Here is a 241-nt window from a genome sequence, read left to right on the forward strand (position 1 = left end):
CGTTGCTGAATAAAACAGCGGTGCCGGTGATTACCCCGCAAACGCCTGAACTGAGCGGGCCAATGGACCGCACCTTCGGTCCGTTACTGGCGCTGATGGGGAAAAATAATCCACACAGTGTGATGACGACGGACAATACCCTCAACCTGCCAACCTTCCTGACCCGGGTCACACAGGTGCGGTTGAAACTGCAACAGATGAACGCCAGTGATGACCCGTTGGAAATGGCGGGAAGGCTGGC

At 56.4% G+C, this 241-nt stretch carries 1 protein-coding gene; it reads left to right on the forward strand.

The window, feature by feature from the left end:
• Positions 1–241 (forward strand): hypothetical protein (locus ABR397_RS24050; RefSeq protein ID WP_350307883.1); only part of this gene is annotated, 241 nt, incomplete at both ends.

The sequence above is a fragment of the Photorhabdus viridis genome (assembly GCF_040256935.1).
In the GTDB taxonomy this organism is placed as follows: domain Bacteria; phylum Pseudomonadota; class Gammaproteobacteria; order Enterobacterales; family Enterobacteriaceae; genus Photorhabdus; species Photorhabdus viridis.